The organism is Rhodococcus sp. 105337, from assembly GCF_012844225.1.
In the GTDB taxonomy this organism is placed as follows: Bacteria; Actinomycetota; Actinomycetes; order Mycobacteriales; family Mycobacteriaceae; genus Rhodococcus.
In genome coordinates this window covers 165,586-182,964 of record NZ_JABAGQ010000009.1, presented here as the reverse complement: position 1 = coordinate 182,964, position 17,379 = coordinate 165,586, and the positions used below count along the sequence as shown (strand labels likewise).

Sequence of the window (17,379 nt, the reverse complement as noted above, 5' to 3'; positions counted from 1 at the left end):
TTCTGATTCCCAACAGAGGAAGCCGTGGCGGTCAACTCAGACCAACTCGAGCGCCGACGCCACTGCGACGGGATCGACCGAAATCGGCTCGACGACGGGAACGTCGCGCAGCGCGGTGTCCGGGTCCTTGAGACCGTTGCCCGTCACCGTGCACACCACCCGCAGTCCGCGCGGCAGCCATCCGTCCTTGGAGGCCGCGAGCAAGCCGGCGATCGATGCTGCCGAGGCGGGCTCGACGAAGATCGACTCGGACTTCGCGAGCAGGTGGTAGGCCTCCAGGATCTCCTCGTCCGTGGCCGCGCGGAACGCGCCGTCGGACTCGTCCTTCGCGGTGACCGCACCGTTCCACGACGCGGGTGCACCGATCCGGATGGCTGTGGCGATCGTCTCGGGATCCTTCACCGGGTGTCCGAGCACGAGCGGGGCGGCACCGGCTGCCTGGACGCCGAGCATCCGGGGCTTGCGCGAGCTCAGGCCGTCCGCGAAGTACTCGGAGTAACCCTTCCAGTACGCGGTGATGTTGCCTGCGTTGCCCACCGGCAGCACGTGCACGTCGGGTGCATCGCCGAGTGCGTCGACGATCTCGAACGCCGCGGTCTTCTGGCCCTCGATGCGAACCGGGTTGACGGAGTTGACGAGCCCGATGGTCGGGAACTCGGCGGTGGTCTTGCGGGCGAGTTCGAGGCAGTCGTCGAAGTTGCCCTCGACCTGAACGATCTTCGCGCCGTGCATGACCGCCTGTGCGAGCTTGCCCATGGCGATCTTGCCCTGCGGCACGAGCACCGCGCAGCCGATCCCGGCGCGCGACGCGTACGCCGCCGCCGACGCCGACGTGTTGCCGGTGGACGCACACAGCACCGCCTGCTTGCCGGTCGCGAGTGCTTCGGTGACGGCCATCGTCATGCCGCGGTCCTTGAACGACCCCGTGGGGTTGAGGCCCTCGACCTTGATGTAGACGTCGCACCCGGTGATCTCCGACAGCCGGGGGGCCGGGAGCAGCGGCGTACCGCCCTCGCACAGCGTCACCGTCTTCCAGCCGTCACCGATCGGGAGGCGACTGCGGTACGCCTCGATCAGCCCGGGCCACGGGGTGTGCACGGGAGCAGTGTTTTTTTCGGCCGCACTCATTCGGCGGATCCCTCCAGTCTCAGGACGCTGGTCACAGCAATAACGGATTCGAGTTTGTCGAGCGCGGCGATGGTGTCCGCCAACGCCCGATCGGTGGCGCGATGCGTGAGCACCACCAGGCGGGCGCTTTCTGCGGCACCCTCCTGTCGCACAGCGGAGATGCTGACGCCGCGGTTCGCGAACTCGGCAGCGACGGCCGAGAGCACACCGGCACGATCGGCGACCTGCAGATTCACGTAATACCGAGTCACGATGTCGCTCATCGGGGCAATATCGAGCTTCGCGTATCGGGACTCGCGCGGTCCGCGGCCACCGTGCACACGGTTCCGGGCCGCCATCACGACGTCGCCCATCACCGCGGACGCGGTCGGGGCGCCGCCCGCGCCCTGGCCGTAGAACATGAGCCGTCCCGCGGACTGGGCTTCGACCACGACCGCGTTGAACGCACCGCTCACCGTCGACAGGGGATGCTCGCGCGGCACGAGGGCGGGGTACACCCGGGCCGAGACGCGGTCCTTGCCGTCGGGATCGGAGACCCGTTCGCAGAGTGCGAGCAGTTTGATGGTGCAGTTCAGGGCGCGGGCAGAGGTGAGGTCCGCCGCCGTGATGTTCGAGATGCCTTCGCGGTACACGTCGCTGGCGGTCACCCTCGTGTGGAAGGCGATCGACGCGAGAATCGCGGCCTTGGCCGCGGCGTCGTAGCCCTCGACGTCGGCGGTGGGGTCCGCTTCGGCATACCCGAGGCGGCCGGCCTCGGCGAGTGTCTCGGCGTAGTCGGCGCCCGTGTCGTCCATCGCGGAGAGGATGAAGTTGGTGGTGCCGTTGACGATGCCGACGACACGGTCGACCCGGTCACCCGCGAGCGACTGGGTCAGAGGACGGATGACGGGGATCGCACCGGCCACCGCGGCCTCGAAGTAGAGATCGACGTTGTGTGACTCGGCAGCCTCGGCGAGTTCACCGGTGTACGCGGCGAGCAGCGCCTTGTTGGCGGTGACGACCGACTTGCCGGCGTCGAGTGCCGCACGCACCAGAGTGCGGGGCAGTTCGATTCCGCCGATCAGTTCGACGACGATGTCGACGTCGTCGCGGGTGATCAACGCCTCGGCGTCGGTGGTGAGAAGTTCCGCCGGCACGCCCCGGTCGTAGGAGAGGTCCCGCACCGCGATCCCGCGCAGTTCGAGCGGGGCGCCGATGCGCTCACGGAGATCCGAAGCATCATCACGGATGATCCGCACGACCTCGGCTCCTACCGTGCCGTGGCCGAGCACCGCTACACCGACGGGGCGCTGCCCCGGTGCATCGGTCACCGTTGAGTTGGTCACTCCGTAACCTCCAAGCTGAGCAGATCTTCGACGGTTTCCCGACGTAGCAGGACACGCGAGACGCCGTCCTTGACAGCCACGACGGCGGGACGAGGCAGCAGGTTGTACCTGCTGGACATCGAGTAGCAGTATGCACCCGTCGCCGCTACCGCCAGTAAATCACCGGCGCCCACGTCCGACGGCATCCACGCGTCGCGAATCACGATGTCACCGCTCTCACAGTGCTTGCCCACGACGCGGGCGACGACGGGTTCCGCGTCGCTGACCCGCGAGACGAGCCGCGACTCGTACTCGGCCTGGTAGAGCGAGGTGCGGATGTTGTCGCTCATTCCACCGTCGACGCTGATGTAGCGGCGGGTGTGGCCCGTCCCCACTCCGACGTCCTTGACGGTGCCCACCTCGTACAGGGTCACGGTGCCCGGTCCGGCGATCGCGCGTCCGGGTTCGACGGCGATCGTGGGTTCGGGAAGGCCGACGAGGGCCGACTCGTTGCGCACGATGTCGGTGAGCTTCGCGGCGAGGTCCGCGACCGGCGGCGGGTCGTCGCTCGGGATGTACGAGATGCCGAGGCCACCGCCGAGATCGATGATGCTCATCTGCGCCGTCCGGTCGAGTCCGAACTCGGCGACGGCGTCGCGCAGCAGTCCGATCACGCGATGCGCGGCCAGTTCGAATCCGTCGACGTCGAAGATCTGCGAGCCGATGTGGCTGTGCAGCCCGACGAGCCGGAGGTTGCCGGTGGCGAACACGCGGCGGATGGCGGCCATGGCCGCGCCACCGGCGAGCGACAGACCGAACTTCTGGTCTTCGTGCGCCGTGGAGATGAATTCGTGGGTGTGTGCCTCGACACCGACGGTGACCCGGATGAGGACGTCCTGCACGACACCCAGCTCACCGGCGATCTCGTCGAGGCGGTCGATCTCGGCCATCGAGTCGAGCACGATGTGCCCGACACCGGCGCCCACGGCGCTGCGCAGTTCGTGCACGGACTTGTTGTTGCCGTGCATGGCGATCTTGTCGGCGGGGAAGCCGGCGTGCAGCGCGACCGCGAGTTCGCCGCCGGACGCCACGTCGAGCGACAACCCCTCCTGGTGGACCCACCGCGCGATCTCGGTGCACAGGAATGCCTTCGACGCGTAATGCACCCGTGCAGTCGGGCCGAACGCCTCGGCTATCTCGCGGCACCGCGACCGGAAGTCGTCTTCGTCGACGACGAACAGCGGCGTGCCGTACTTCTCGGCGAGGTCGGTGACCGGCACTCCCGCGATCTGCAGGACACCGTCGTCGCCGCGACTCGCGTTGCGGGGCCACACGTGCGCATGGAGATTGTTGAGTTCACCCGCGTCGCGGGGGCGTTCCGCGATGGTCGGGGCGTGGGGAATCTCTGCGTGCCGGGGCCCGGCCGGGTGCGCGTTCACATCCGCTCCGGAGCGGAGACGCCGAGCAGTCCGAGGCCGTTGCCGAGCACCTGGCGGGCGGCGGCACACAGTGCCAGGCGCGCGGTGTGCAGGGCGCCGGGTTCTTCGTCGCCCTGGGGCAGGATGCGGCAGGCGTCGTAGAACCGGTGGTAGGTGCCGGCGAGTTCCTCGAGGTAGCGGGCCACGCGGTGCGGTTCGCGCAGTTCGGCGGCCTTGGCGAGGACGCGGGGGTACTCGCCGATAGTGCGGATGAGGTCGCCCTCGCGCTCGTGGGTGAGCAGCGACAGGTCGGCGCCTTCGGTGCCGAGCCCGAGGTCGGCGGCGTTGCGTGCGATCGACGACAGCCGGGCGTGCGCGTACTGCACGTAGTACACCGGGTTCTCGCTGGTGGTGCTCGTCCACAGTTCGAGATCGATGTCGATGCTCTGATCGACCGAGGAACGCACGAGCGCGTAGCGGGCAGCGTCGACACCGATCGCCTCGACGAGGTCGTCCAGGCTGATCACGGTGCCTGCCCGCTTGCTCATCTTGACGGTCTCGCCGCCGCGCACCAGGTTGACCATCTGACCGATGAGGACCTCGACGGTGTCGGGATCGTCACCGAACGCGGCGGCGGCTGCCTTCAGTCTCGCGATGTAGCCGTGATGGTCGGCGCCGAGCATGTAGATGCACAGGTCGAAGCCTCGCGACCGCTTGTCCTGGAAGTAGGCGATGTCGCCGGCGATGTAGGCGGCGTTGCCGTCGGACTTGATGACGACGCGATCCTTGTCGTCTCCGAAATCGGTGCTCTTGAGCCACCACGCGCCGTCCGAGAAGTACAGGTTGCCGGACGCCTTGAGTGTCTCGACCGCCTTCTCGACCGCTCCGGATTCGAACAGCGAGTTCTCGTGGAAGTAGACGTCGAAGTCGACACCGAATTCGTGGAGGGTCTGCTTGATGTGGGCGAAAATCAGCTCGACCCCGATCGAGCGGAAGACCTCGTCGCGCTCCGCGTCGGGCAGATCCAGCACGTCCGGGCGCTGCTTCAGCACCTCGTCGGCGATGTCGACGATGTATGCACCGGCGTATCCGTCCTCCGGGGCGGGCTCGCCGAGCGCCGATGCGACCAGAGACCGCGTGAAGCGGTCGATCTGGGTGCCGTGGTCGTTGAAGTAGTACTCCCGCGTGACCTCCGCGCCCTGTGCGGTGAGGATCCGGCCGAGCGCGTCACCGACGGCTGCCCAGCGGGTGCCACCGAGGTGGATCGGTCCGGTGGGGTTCGCCGAGACGAACTCGAGATTGATCTTCTTACCGGCGAGGTCGTCCCCGGCGCCGTACGCGTCGTTCTCGTCGAGGACCTTCGCGACGATCGCTCCCTGCGCGTCGGCAGCGAGGCGGATATTGAGGAAGCCGGGACCGGCGACCTCGGCCGAGTCGATGCCGTCGGCGGCGGTGAGCGCCTCGGCGAGCCACGTCGCGAGCTCACGGGGGTTGACTCCGGCCTTCTTCGCGACCTGCATGGCGACATTGGTCGCGTAGTCGCCGTGCTCAGGGTTGCGCGGGCGTTCGACGGTAAGGGTCTCGGGGAGGACGGACACGTCGAGACCACGATCGGCGAGGACGGTCGCGGCGGTTCCGTGGAGCAATTCGGCAAGGTCGGAAGGAGTCACAGGTATTCATCCTATTGGCTCGTCCGAAGGGCCGCCGACGCTCCCCCATAGCCGACGCCGGGGCCGCTGTCACCGCGACGCCCGTAGAGTTGTCGTTGCGTGCGCGCTTCGGCGGCTCGCATCTTCTTTGTCCGCCCGTCGAAAGAGCAACCAGCGATGCCCAGCGGTTCTGTCAGTGGTGGGTCCGGTAACAAGAAAACCGGAGCCAAGTCGTCGAAGGCCATCCAGGCCGCCAAGAAGCAGAGCCGCGGTTCGCGCGGCGTGCCTTCCCAACGCCAGATCCCGTGGGTGATGATCGGAGGCGTCGCTCTCGTCGTCCTCCTGATCGCGGTCATCGCGGTGAGCATCGTGCCGAAATACCAGAATCAGCAGGAGATGGCGGCGTGGTCGCCGTCCGAGTCCAATCAGGATCCTTCCTCGGCGATCGACGGTGTCGTCACGGTCGACTACGAGGCGGGCCAGCACGTCGATCCCGCGCAGCGGGTGGCGTACGACTACTCGCCGCCGTTCGGTGGGCCGCACGACTCGGTGTGGGCAACCTGCACCGGCACCGTGTACGACCAGCCCGTCCGGACCGAGAACATGGTGCACTCGCTCGAGCACGGCGCCGTGTGGATCGCCTACAACCCGGATCTGGTCGACGACGCCGCGCGCGACGCACTCGCCGGCAAGGTCGACGGCCGCACCTACACGATGATGTCGCCGTACCCCGGTCTCGATTCCCCGATCTCGTTGCAGTCGTGGGGTCACCAGCTCAAGGTCGACAGCGCCGACGACGAGCGCATCGACCAGTTCATCGCGTCGCTTCGTTTGAACCAGTACGCCTACCCCGAGGTCGGCGCCAGCTGCTCGACGCTTCCCGCGTCGTTCGATCCCGCGAACCCGCCGCCGTTCGATGCGTCCGAGCCCGGCCCGGATGCGGTCCCGATGGATGGCGGCACCGTCGACGGCACCGAGCAGATCCCTGCCGGTGGTGCCGGACAGTTCCCCACCGACATGCAGGTACCGGCCGGGAGCTGACCATGAGCGACGTCACTGCCGACCGGACCGAGCAGAGCACCGACCGCGGGCACGGGCGCTTGTTTCTGGCGCTTCTGACCGTGGCTGCCGTCGCCGTGGGATTTCTCGCCGGGTTCCTCGCACGGATCCCGCTCGAGGACCGGGCACCTGCGACACCGGCAGCGGATTCGGTCGACGCGGGGTTCTTGCAGGACATGTCGGTGCACCACAACCAGGCGATCGAGATGGCTGCGGTCGCGGTGACGCAGTCCGAGGACGACCGGGTGCGCAGCCTCGCGTACGACATCCTGACCACCCAGCAGAATCAGGTCGGTCAGATGCAGGGCTGGCTCAGCTTGTGGGGTCGCCCGCTGCTCCCGGTCGGCGACTACATGACGTGGATGGCCGAGAGTGACGGACACAGCCACGGGTCGGACGACGCCGCGCACGCGGCGGGCGGGGCGAGCAGGATGCCGGGCATGGCATCGTCCGAGGAGCTCACCGCACTGCGCGCGGCACGCGGCCCCGAACTCGATGTGCTCTTCCTCCAGCTGATGCTGCGCCACCACCAGGGCGGCCTGCCCATGATGGAGTACGGAGCTCAGTACGCGAGCACGGATGTGGTGCGCAACATCGCCCAGAAGATGGTCGACACCCAGACGGGTGAATCCGAGTTGATCACGTCCATGCTCACCGAGCGCGGCGGTCAACCGTTGCCGATGAACTGATCATCGCGGACACCTCGGGCCCGGATTATCGCGCTGACCTGCGGATGTGGAGTTGAGCGCGCAATGCGCTAGGCTAGCTCCGCACCGCCGGTCAGCCGGTGGGCCCGGATTGCCCTCGTAGCTCAGGGGATAGAGCGCTTGCCTCCGGAGCAAGAAGTCGCAGGTTCGAATCCTGCCGAGGGCACCACCACGACGGCCCCGCTTCGTTTTCGAAGCGGGGCCGTCGTCGTTCTGCTGCCGGGTGGCGGCGTGTTCGTCAGGCGCGCGCGAACCGGGCCGGTTCGGTGCCGGGCAGTCGGCGGACCCGGCCTCGCTCGATGAGCTGCCGCACGTGTGCGGACCCTTCCGCGAGTGCCATCTTCTTGCCCTGCATGGGCGTCTCGTCCCACGGGCGGTACCAGCGCATCCTCGACGTGGCCTCCCAGAGCGTGAGTTCTTCGTCGCCGAACGCGTCGTAGAGGTCGTCGAGGCGCTGGTCGTGGTGCGCGATGAGTTCCCCGGCCCGGCGGGGCAGATCGTCGATCTCCTGACGGTGCGCGGGCAGGGTCCGCCGGACGGGCAGTGTCGACACGGCCCGCAGCGAGTCCAGATACTCGCCGAGCGCGTCGCGCTCCGGGAGCGGGAAGTCGAATTCACCGACGTGCGGGGTGGTGGTGGCCAGCACATGGTCTCCGCTGAACAGCACTCCGTGGTCCTCGAGAAGGAAACACGCGTGGCCGGCCGTGTGCCCCGGAGTCAGGACGGTGCGCAACGAGCGGCCCGCCAGGGGGATCACCTCGTCCGCCGCGAGTTTGCGGTCGGGAAGGATGTCCGGACGGCCGGGCGGGTAGACCGCCGTTTCCCTGTGCCGTTCGATCTCGGGTTCGGGCGCCCCGGCGCGGCGCAGCAATTCCGCCTCCTCCGCGCTCCGGTCGGCTCCGGAGGTCATCGCCTCGAGGTGCGCGAAATCGGCCTCGTTCATGGCGACCCAACACCCCGACGCCTCACGGATTCTGCCGGTGAGGCCCACGTGATCGGGGTGGAAGTGGGTGACCACCACGCCTTCGACGTCGGTCACCGACAACCCGGCGACCGCCAGCCCGGCCTGCAGGGCCGCCCAGGACCTGTCGTCGTCCCATCCGACGTCCACGAGGACCACTCCGCCAGGCGATTCCATCACGTAGACCTGGGTGTCTCCGACGGGCAGGTCTGCCACCGGGACCGGTACGACATGTATGCCGTCTCCGATATCGCGCGCTTCGGTCATCCGTGATTCCTCCCAAAGAAGTGTGACTTCCGATCGAAGCTACACAAAAGGTTCAACTATTTTGAGGAAGGGGTTCGATGATCGCCACGATCGAGCGGATCTCCCCCGCCGGAATCTCGAAGTGCTCGGTGACCGACACGGACGTCTCGGACGTCGGACCCGCTGCGACATCGAGCACGAAGCGTGCGACGACGCTGTGGTGCCACTCGTGGAACTGCAGGTCGCGCACCCTCCGAATGGGCAGGTACTCGGCGCCGTGTTCGAGTCGGTGACGGATCTCCGCGCCGCTGTCGCCGGTGCGCTGCCCGTTCTCCACCCGCCACGCATCTGCCGCGAGACGCACGTCGGTGGCGTCGTGCCGGATGAGGGACCGGATGTACGCACGGGCCATCGCCACCCGCGGGCTCTCCCCGGGCGCGGTGGCATGCTCGGCGAGAGCAGCCATCACGGCCGGCGCCCAGTCGGCGCGACAGATCACCAGGTCGGGCAGGTATGGGTGCGGGCGGTTGTATTCCAGTGCGCTCCCGTCGATCCGGGCACAGTGCAGGCCCGCGGCCTGTGCGACCGCGACCGGTGCCGCCGAGTCCCATTCCCACTGGCCGCCCGCGTGGATATAGGCGTCGGCCTCTCCACGGACCACCGCCATCGCCTTCGCGCCGGCCGACCCCATCCGGATCAGGTCCGCACCGAGGTCGCGTGCGAGGTCGAACACGAACGCGGGTGGCCTGCTTCCGCTGATGACGATGCGGGGGCGCCGGCGCATCGGTCGCGGTGCCGGCGCCGCATCGTCGGTGCTGTGTACGACGCCGATGGCCGGTTGTGCGACCGCTCCCGCGGTGAGCCCCTTACCGGCTTCCCACAGTGCGACGTGCACCGCCCAGTCGCTATGGCCGGGCATACCGTATTCCTTCGAGCCGTCCAGGGGGTCGACGATCCAGACGCGGTCCGCGTCCACCCGGGACGGATCGTCGGCGGATTCCTCGGAGAGCACCGCATCCCCCGGACGCGCCGCGGCGAGCCTCTCGAGGATGTAGGTGTCGGCCGCGTGGTCGCCGCGACGGCCCAGCTCACGACCACCGAGGGCATCACCCTCGATCGCTCGCACGGTCAACAACAATTCTCCTGCGCCTGAGGCTATCTCGGCAGCGAGTCGGGCGTCTTCGTGGTGGGCGTCGTCGGTCATGCCGTCAACAATTGCACGACGAGCGCTGCCTGGGCTGTCGCGGTGCCGTCATCGGGGCGCAGGACCAGCTCCGGGGCACGGGGCGGTTCGTACGGGTCGTCGATTCCGGTGAACCCGGTCAGCTCCCCCGCCCGGGCGCGCGCGTACATGCCTTTCGGGTCGCGGGCTTCGCATTCCGCCAGCGGTGTATCGACGAACACCTCGACGAACGGAATGCCGGCGTCCTCGTGCTGCTGCCGGATGCGTTCGCGGTCGGCGCGGTACGGACTGATGAGCGCGCAGATCGCGACCAGGCCGGCGTCGGCCATCATCTGGGCGACCGCTCCTACGCGGCGGACGTTCTCCGCCCGGTCGGCCGGGCCGAACCCGAGATCGGAATTGAGTCCGTGCCGCAGGTTGTCACCGTCGAGGCGGTAGGCGGGGATGCCCTCCGCGATCAGGCGGCGCTCGAGTTCGACGGCCACCGTGGACTTGCCCGACGCGGACAGCCCGGTGAGCCACACGGTCGCACCCGATCGTCCCCGGTCGGCGCGCGCGACTTCCGCCGAGTGCCACACCACCCCGGCCTCACCGAGAGTCGGGCCGGTGATCATCCCGGCTGCGACGGTGTTGCCGGTCCTGTCGTCGACGAGTACGAAACTGCCGGTGGTCCGGTTGCGCCGGTACGGGTCGAACAACAACGGTTGCTGCGTTCGCAGTTGCACCCGCCCGATGTCGTTGAGAGCCAGGGAAGTGGCTGTCTCGTCGCGGTGCAGGGTATCGACGTCGAGCCGGTAGTCCAGACGCACCACCCGCGCGGTGACGGACCGGGTGGTGTGCAGCAGGACGTAGCGGGCGTCCGGGTCAAGCGCGGCGCGGTCGTCGAGCCAGCACACCATCGCGTCTATCTCGTGTCCGGCGAGTGGCCGGTTGTTGGGCCTGCACAGCATGTCTCCGCGGCCCACATCGAGGTCGTCCTCGAGGTCGATGCACACCGCGGCGCCCGCATACGCGTGATCGAGCGCGGTGCCGCCCGGTCCCCAGATGTTGCGCACGTGCGTGCCGAAGCCGGAGGGAAGCACCACGACTTCGTCTCCGGGCGCGAATCCGCCGCCCGCGACGGTCCCGGCGTATCCGCGGAAGCCGGGGCGATCGCCGCTGTGTGCCGGCCGGATCACGTACTGCACGGGCAGGCGCGCATCGATGAGATTGGTGTCGGACGCGACGTGCACCTGTTCGAGGTGGTGCAACAGCGAAGTCCCCTCGTACCACGGCATGTTCGCCGTCCGGGACACGACGTTGTCGCCGTGCAGCGCGGAGACGGGAACGAACGTGAGATCGGGAATGTCGAGTTTTGTCGCGAACTGCCGGAATTCGTCGCACAGTTCGTCGTACCGCTGCTGCGACCAGTCCACCAGGTCCATCTTGTTGATGCACAGGACCACGTGGCGCACGCCGAGCAGACCGGCGAGGAAGGCATGGCGGCGCGTCTGGCGGACGATGCCGTTGCGGGCGTCGACGAGGACGAGCGCGAGATCCGCGGTGGACGCGCCGGTGACCATGTTCCGGGTGTACTGCTCGTGGCCCGGAGTGTCGGCGATGACGAACGTCCGGTTCGCCGTGGCGAAGTATCGGTAGGCCACGTCGATCGTGATGCCCTGCTCCCGTTCCGCCCGCAGGCCGTCGGTGAGCAGCGACAGGTCGGCGCGGTCGGCACCGCGGTCGTGACTGGTGCGGGTCACCGCGTCGAGCTGGTCTTCGAACACCGCCTTCGAGTCGAACAGGAGCCGTCCGATCAGGGTGGATTTGCCGTCGTCGACGCTGCCGGCGGTGGCGATGCGCAGCGGACCCGGCATCAGAAGTAACCCTCTTTCTTCCGGTCTTCCATTCCGGCTTCGGAGATGCGGTCGTCGGCGCGGGTCGCGCCTCGCTCGGTGACGCGGCTCGCCGCGACTTCGGTGACCACCTCGTCGGCCGTGGTGGCCGCGGATTCGACGCATCCGGTGCAGGTGGCATCGCCCACCGTCCGGAATCGCACCAGGGTGTCGCGGGGGGTTTCGCCGGGCAGCAGGGTGAGGAAACGGGTGTGCGCGAGCAGCATTCCGTCTCGCTCGACCACCGGACGCCGGTGGGCGTAGTACAGGGACGGCAGGTCGACGCGCTCGTCCCGGATGTATCGCCAGATGTCGAGTTCGGTCCAGTTCGACAGCGGGAAGACCCGGACATGCTCGCCCACGCGGTGCCGGCCGTTGTAGAGGTGCCACAGTTCGGGGCGCTGGGCCTTCGGGTCCCACTGCCCGAACTCGTCGCGCAGGCTGAAGACGCGTTCTTTGGCGCGCGCCTTCTCCTCGTCGCGGCGGGCGCCGCCGAACACGGCGTCGAATCCTCCGTCCCTCAACGCCCGCAGAAGGGTTCCGGTCTGCAGCCGGTTACGACTCGCGCGGGGCCCGGCGTCCTCCACGGCCCGTCCGGCATCGAGATCATCCTGGACCGAGGCGGTCACCAGGCGAACTCCCCGGTGCGCGACCGTCCGGTCGCGGAACTCGATCACCTCGTCGAAGTTGTGTCCGGTGTCGATGTGCAGGACGGGGAACGGCGGCGGCGCCGGCCAGAACGCCTTCGTCGCGAGGTGGAGCATCACCGCCGAGTCCTTGCCGCCGGAGAACAACAGCACGGGTCTCGCGAAGGTCGCGGCGACCTCGCGGAAGATGTGCACGGACTCGGCTTCGAGGGCGCCGAGCAGGCTGAGCTCGTAGGAGGGATCCCGACGTGCACCGTCCCGAGATGGTCGTCGTGGCGGCACCGTCGTCATCGTGCGCTCCCAGCCCGGAGTTCTCGGTCCATATTTGTACCGAGTCGGTCGAAAAGGACTGCCACAGAATAGAACGAGTTTCAATTCCGGGTCAACGCCCCGATCTCGCTGTCGACGCCCGATCTCGCTACGGACGCCGGCCCCCGAGGTCCACCGTGACGGCCTCGGCGGCTCTCAGCAATGCCGATCCGCATCGCTCGACCTCCGCGCGGTCGACCTCCCGTTCGAGATGAAGTGCCAGCACGAGCGACTGATGACCGTCCGGGTCGAAGGCGGGCGCGGCGATCAGGTTGACGGGATGTGTGCGTTCCGTGTCCAGATCGGCGGGCAGCAGCACTCGTTCGCCCGGACTCGACACCAGTTCTGCGAGCATCTCCCGGAGATCGGGGGCCAGGTCGTGTGACACCACACCGGCCATCAGCGCGTAGAGGCGCCGGCCGCCGCGGGTGAGCGACTCGACGAGATAGCCGGTGCGGCGGCACTCCTCGATCACGCGCCGCAGGTGTGCGCGATCGACGGACACCGGCAGGGTCGGTTCGCGACGCAGCCACCGCTCGATACGTTCGTCGGTATCCCACAGCACGTACATGAGCCCGACCGGCGGCGCGAAGGGGTAGACCTCCCCCACGCGGGCGGCCGCGGCGGCGCCGGCTCCCCCGACCACGTCGAGGATCGCGATCCGGTCGCCGACCACCGCCGACGCTGTACACATCACACCGAACTCGGAGCTCAGGGCAGCCAAGTGGCGGTGTGCGACCGGTCCCGACGCGAACCCCCGCTGCGCGGCCCGGCCCGCGACGATCAGCGCCGGGCCGAGGCCGTAGGACTTGTCGGCCGGGTCACGGATGAGGTAGCCCGCGTCGGTGAGTGCGGTGAGTATGCCCAGGCAGGTCGGCTTGCTCAGCCCGAGTTCGCGCGCCAGCTCCGAGAGTCCGAACCTGAGACCCGGCCGGGCGACGAGATGATCGAGGACCTGGACGACACGCTCGGTGGGCGGCGAACGTCGAGCGGCACCCGGCAGGGGCACTCCGATCCCCGCTTCGCCGCTGTCACTGCGACGAACCATTGACCCCTCCCTGGAACACGTTCTATCGTCGGCGCACCGGAGACTACCGCAGCGGTACATATATGGACCACAGGAGATCGACGTGCTCACCGATCCACTCACCGCGGCGATAGCCGAGGCCGAAAAAATCGTCGCCACCGCCCCGCACATCCGTACCGAGGCCGACCTCACCGAGGGCTACGGCTACCTGGCCGGAGGGATCGCCGCGTGTGTCCACGCCACGTGGGCGTACAGCAGCACCCATCCCGTGTTCGTCACCGGCACCGGCCCGTACGCGAAGATGGGCCTCGACAACCCGGACACCCTGTACTGGGGTGCGGTGGTGCGCGACAACGCCGAATACGTCGTCACCGGACGTCGCGGCACCACGTGCGACCTCAGTTTCCAGGTTCTCGCCGGCAACTACACCGACGCCGCGGTACCCGGCAACGTCACCGCCTTCGACGACCGCGCCCTGCGCATCGAGGACGACGGCAGTTTCGAAGTCCGGTTCGGGCCCGGGCCACGCGATCCCGACCGCAACTACTTCACGCTCGCGCCGGGATCGTCCCAGCTCGTTGTCCGGGAGGTCTACAGCGACTGGACGCAGCGACGCGGCACCCTGCGCATCGACCGCCTCGACACCCTCGGCACGGCACCTCCCGAGCTCACCCGCCAGGACGCGGTGACACGGTACGAGCGTGCCGGTCGCGCCCTCGTCTCGCGAGTGAAGACGTGGCTGCAGTTCCCCGAGTGGTTCTACCTGAAGCTTCCGGTCAACACCGTCACCGAACCGCGGCGGACACCGGGCGGGCTCGACACCCAGTACTCGTCGGTGGGTCATTTCGACCTGGCCGACGACGAAGCGATGGTGTTGACCCTGCCCGCGACCGACGCACCGTATCTGGGCTTCCAGATCGGAAGCCTCTGGTACATCTCGCTGGAGTACATCCATCACCAGACATCGCTGAACAACACTCAGGCACAGGTCGATCCGGACGGGATGGTCCGGATCGTGGTGTCGGCCCGCAATCCCGGTCTCACCAACTGGGTGGAAACCCTCGGGCGCAGCCGCGGCATCCTGCAGTTCCGCTGGCAACGGCTCGATCGCGAGCTTTCTCCTGCCGACGGACCGGTGGCACAGGTCGTCCCGTTCGACGAACTGCCCGGCGCGCTGCCGTTCCACGAGTCGAACCGCATCACCCCCGAGGACTGGGCCGCGCGCATCGGGGCACGCCAGGCTGCCGTCGCCGATCGGATGCTCGGATGAGCGCCGCCGGCTTGTTGGAGGATCGCGTCGTCGTCATCTCCGGTGTGGGGCCCGGCCTGGGAAGCACCCTCGCCCTGCGATGTGCGTCGCACGGTGCCGACGTCGTCCTTGCCGCCCGCACCCGGGAACGGCTCGAGAAGGTGGCTGCGGAAGTCGAGGCGCTGGGACGTCGCGCGCTGCCGGTACCGACCGACATCACCGACGACGATTCCGTCTCGGAACTGGTCGACGCGGCGGAGGGCGAGTTCGGTCGCGTCGATACTCTCGTCAACAACGCATTCTCCGTTCCGTCGATGAAGCCGTTGGCGAACACCGATTTCCAGCAGATCCGTGACAGCGTGGAGCTGACGGTGCTCGCTGCGCTGCGGCTGACCCGCTCGTTCACGCCCGCGCTCACCGAATCGGACGGTTCGGTCGTCAACATCAACTCGATGGTCCTGCGTCATTCCCAAGAGCGTTACGGCAGTTACAAACTCGCGAAGTCGGCGCTGCTGGCGATGTCGCAGTCCCTCGCCACCGAACTCGGGCCGCACGGCGTACGGGTCAACTCTGTTGCCCCGGGATACATTTGGGGACCAACCCTTCGAGGGTACTTCGAGCACCAGGCCGGGAAGTACGGCACCACCGTCGAGCAGATCTACGAGCACACCGCCGCGGCCTCCGACCTGCGGCGCCTGCCGACCACCGAGGAGATCGCGGACACGGTGATCTTCCTGGCGTCACCGATGGCGTCGGCGATCACCGGGCAGTGCATCGACGTCAACTGCGGCGAATACCACCACTGAACGGGATACGAGATGAGCGAACGCACCACCGTGGGCACCACCGACGACCTGCATGCCTCGGCGACGCGCATGACGGGCCTGACGGATTTCGGCGAGGACGAGTACCTCGAGGCACTCGAGATACTGCTCGAGTCGTACGCGCGGGACGAAACACTCACCCCGCTCGGCAGCAAGATGTCGCGGGTGTTCCTTCGTGGTGCGCTGGTCGCGCGTCTGCTCTCGGAAGCCGCCTGGGCGCAGCATCCCGAGCACCGGGACGTTCCGGTCACCCGACCCATCTTCGTCACCGGTCTGCCTCGCACCGGCACCACCGCATTGCACCGCCTCCTGGCGGCCGACCCGGCGCATCAGGGCCTCGAGATGTGGCTCACCGAGATGCCCCAGCCCCGGCCGCCTCGTGAGACCTGGGAACAGAACCCGGTATTCGCGGGGATCGAGGCCGGCTTCGCCCAGCACCACGTGGAGCATCCCGAGTTCATGGGTGTGCACTACATGTCGGCCGGGGAGGTGGAGGAATGCTGGCAGCTGCTCCGTCAGTCGTTCCGGTCGATCTCGTACGAATGCCTCGCGAATCTGCCGACGTACTCGCGCTGGCTCGCCGGGCAGGACTGGACCGGCGCCTACGCCCGGCACCGCAAGAACCTCCAGCTCATCGGGCTTCCCGACGCGGACAAGCGCTGGGTCCTCAAGAATCCGAGTCACCTGTTCGCGCTCGACGAACTCCTCACCGTCTACCCGGACGCACTGATCGTGGTGACACACCGCGACCCCCGGACGGTGATTCCTTCCGTGTGCAGCCTCGCGGCGCACGCCACCGAGGGATGGTCCGAGGCCTTCACCGGTGAGACGATCGGCCGCAGTCAGCTCGACCTGTGGGCACGCGGTTTCGACGACTTCACCCGGGCACGCGCCCGTCACGATCCCGCCCGATTCGTCGATGTCGACTACCGGGATTTCGTGGCGGACCCGTTGGGCAGCGTGGGCGCCCTGTACGACCGGTTCGGCATCCCGTTCACCGCCGGCGCCGAACGCGCGATGACATCGCTGCACGACGAGAGTCGCAACGGGGCCCGGAAACCCGCCCATCAGTACACACTCGAGGAGTTCGGGTTGTCGGTGCGCGACGTCGACGAGCGATTCCCCTCGTATGCGTACCGCTGAGCCTGTTGCACAAAGCCGAGCGGCCCCCGGTGTGCCCGATCTACCTGCGCGTTCCCGCATGGGATGATGGACACATGCCCGCACCGCTTCCCCTCGACCCCATCGCCGAAGCCCACCGTCAATGGGTGGCCCACGGCTGGGGCGAAGTCGCGGACGGCATGGCCGCGGTGACCTCGGTGATGCGTGCGCAGCAGATCATGATGGCCCGTGTCGAAGAGGTCCTCAAACCGTTCGGTCTGACCTTCGCCCGGTACGAACTGCTGACGCTGCTGCATTTCACGAAGGCCGGGGCTCTCCCCATGGCGAAGGCCAGTGCGCGTCTGCAGGTGCACCCGACGAGCGTGACCAACGCGGTCGACCGACTCGAGGCCGCGAGTCTCGTGCGACGCACCCCGCACCCGAGCGACCGGCGCGCAACGCTCATCGAACTCACCGACCACGGTCGCGCGCTCGCGATAGAGGCCACGGAAAAACTCAACACCGAAGTGTTCGCGCGTCCCGGGATCCCGTCCGAGCAGATCGACACGCTGCTGAGCATCCTCGCGACGATGCGTCACGACGCAGGAGATTTCGACACCGGGGGCACGCCCTCGAAGTGGTGAGCACCGGACGGCCGCCGCTACACAAGAAAACGCCGCCTCTTCCTCGGGG

15 protein-coding genes and 1 tRNA gene are annotated in these 17,379 nt (G+C 68.0%); 7 read left to right on the top strand and 9 right to left on the bottom strand.

Annotated elements, in window-relative coordinates; genetic code table 11:
- Positions 1-36: 36 nt before the first annotated feature.
- Genes thrC through argS form a run of 4 tightly spaced genes read right to left on the bottom strand, consistent with a single transcriptional unit; the run spans position 37 to position 5,520 of the window.
- Complete coding sequence (thrC, locus tag HF886_RS15455) at positions 37-1,128, bottom strand: threonine synthase (RefSeq protein ID WP_169622494.1); 1,092 nt, start codon at positions 1,126-1,128, stop codon at positions 37-39.
- Positions 1,125-2,453: a homoserine dehydrogenase gene (locus tag HF886_RS15450; protein WP_296550065.1), complete on the bottom strand. Its 1,329-nt coding sequence runs from the start codon at positions 2,451-2,453 to the stop codon at positions 1,125-1,127. Before HF886_RS15450 ends, thrC begins: the two co-directional genes overlap by 4 nt.
- A complete protein-coding gene (gene lysA / locus HF886_RS15445) occupies positions 2,450-3,871 on the bottom strand; it encodes a diaminopimelate decarboxylase (RefSeq protein ID WP_169622493.1) in 1,422 nt (473 codons plus the stop codon). Before lysA ends, HF886_RS15450 begins: the two co-directional genes overlap by 4 nt.
- Positions 3,868-5,520, bottom strand: coding sequence for an arginine--tRNA ligase (gene argS, locus HF886_RS15440; protein WP_169622492.1), 1,653 nt, complete (start codon positions 5,518-5,520; stop codon positions 3,868-3,870). Before argS ends, lysA begins: the two co-directional genes overlap by 4 nt.
- 156 nt (positions 5,521-5,676) lie before the next feature.
- Here argS and HF886_RS15435 point away from each other — a divergent pair, with 156 nt between their 5' ends.
- The 3 genes from HF886_RS15435 (at position 5,677) to HF886_RS15425 (ending at position 7,434) form a co-directional block, all read left to right on the top strand.
- On the top strand, positions 5,677-6,540 hold the full coding sequence (locus HF886_RS15435) for a DUF3105 domain-containing protein (RefSeq protein WP_169622491.1): 864 nt from the start codon (positions 5,677-5,679) through the stop codon (positions 6,538-6,540).
- 2 nt (positions 6,541-6,542) lie between these two features.
- On the top strand, positions 6,543-7,247 hold the full coding sequence (locus HF886_RS15430) for a DUF305 domain-containing protein (RefSeq protein WP_169622490.1): 705 nt from the start codon (positions 6,543-6,545) through the stop codon (positions 7,245-7,247).
- Between the two features lie 111 nt (positions 7,248-7,358).
- Positions 7,359-7,434, top strand: a tRNA-Arg gene (locus HF886_RS15425).
- Positions 7,435-7,503: 69 nt separating this feature from the next.
- Here the strand turns inward: HF886_RS15425 and HF886_RS15420 are convergent.
- The 5 genes from HF886_RS15420 to HF886_RS15400 form a co-directional block, all read right to left on the bottom strand.
- Complete coding sequence (locus HF886_RS15420; protein ID WP_169622489.1) at positions 7,504-8,493, bottom strand: MBL fold metallo-hydrolase; 990 nt, start codon at positions 8,491-8,493, stop codon at positions 7,504-7,506.
- Between the two features lie 52 nt (positions 8,494-8,545).
- Positions 8,546-9,676, bottom strand: a complete 1,131-nt coding sequence (locus HF886_RS15415) for a 3'(2'),5'-bisphosphate nucleotidase CysQ (protein WP_169622488.1) — start codon at positions 9,674-9,676, stop codon at positions 8,546-8,548.
- A complete protein-coding gene (cysC, locus tag HF886_RS15410) occupies positions 9,673-11,511 on the bottom strand; it encodes an adenylyl-sulfate kinase (protein WP_169652780.1) in 1,839 nt (612 codons plus the stop codon). Before cysC ends, HF886_RS15415 begins: the two co-directional genes overlap by 4 nt.
- Positions 11,511-12,467, bottom strand: coding sequence for a sulfate adenylyltransferase subunit CysD (gene cysD / locus HF886_RS15405; protein WP_169652779.1), 957 nt, complete (start codon positions 12,465-12,467; stop codon positions 11,511-11,513). The genes cysC and cysD overlap by 1 nt, the downstream gene beginning before the upstream one ends.
- Positions 12,468-12,594: 127 nt before the next feature.
- Complete coding sequence (locus HF886_RS15400; protein WP_169652778.1) at positions 12,595-13,533, bottom strand: helix-turn-helix domain-containing protein; 939 nt, start codon at positions 13,531-13,533, stop codon at positions 12,595-12,597.
- An 82-nt stretch (positions 13,534-13,615) separates the two neighbouring features.
- On the opposite strand from HF886_RS15400, the gene HF886_RS15395 reads away from it, so the two are divergent.
- The 4 genes from HF886_RS15395 (at position 13,616) to HF886_RS15380 (ending at position 17,330) form a co-directional block, all read left to right on the top strand.
- Positions 13,616-14,782 (top strand): hypothetical protein, encoded by a 1,167-nt coding sequence (locus tag HF886_RS15395; RefSeq protein WP_169652777.1) that lies wholly within the window; start codon positions 13,616-13,618, stop codon positions 14,780-14,782.
- Positions 14,779-15,567 carry an SDR family oxidoreductase gene (locus tag HF886_RS15390; RefSeq protein WP_169652776.1) on the top strand — a complete coding sequence of 263 codons (789 nt, stop codon included), beginning with the start codon at positions 14,779-14,781 and terminating at the stop codon, positions 15,565-15,567. Before HF886_RS15395 ends, HF886_RS15390 begins: the two co-directional genes overlap by 4 nt.
- 12 nt (positions 15,568-15,579) lie before the next feature.
- Positions 15,580-16,728 carry a sulfotransferase gene (locus HF886_RS15385; protein ID WP_169652775.1) on the top strand — a complete coding sequence of 383 codons (1,149 nt, stop codon included), beginning with the start codon at positions 15,580-15,582 and terminating at the stop codon, positions 16,726-16,728.
- 74 nt (positions 16,729-16,802) lie between these two features.
- Positions 16,803-17,330, top strand: coding sequence for a MarR family transcriptional regulator (locus HF886_RS15380; protein WP_169622481.1), 528 nt, complete (start codon positions 16,803-16,805; stop codon positions 17,328-17,330).
- The last annotated feature ends 49 nt before the right edge of the window (positions 17,331-17,379 follow it).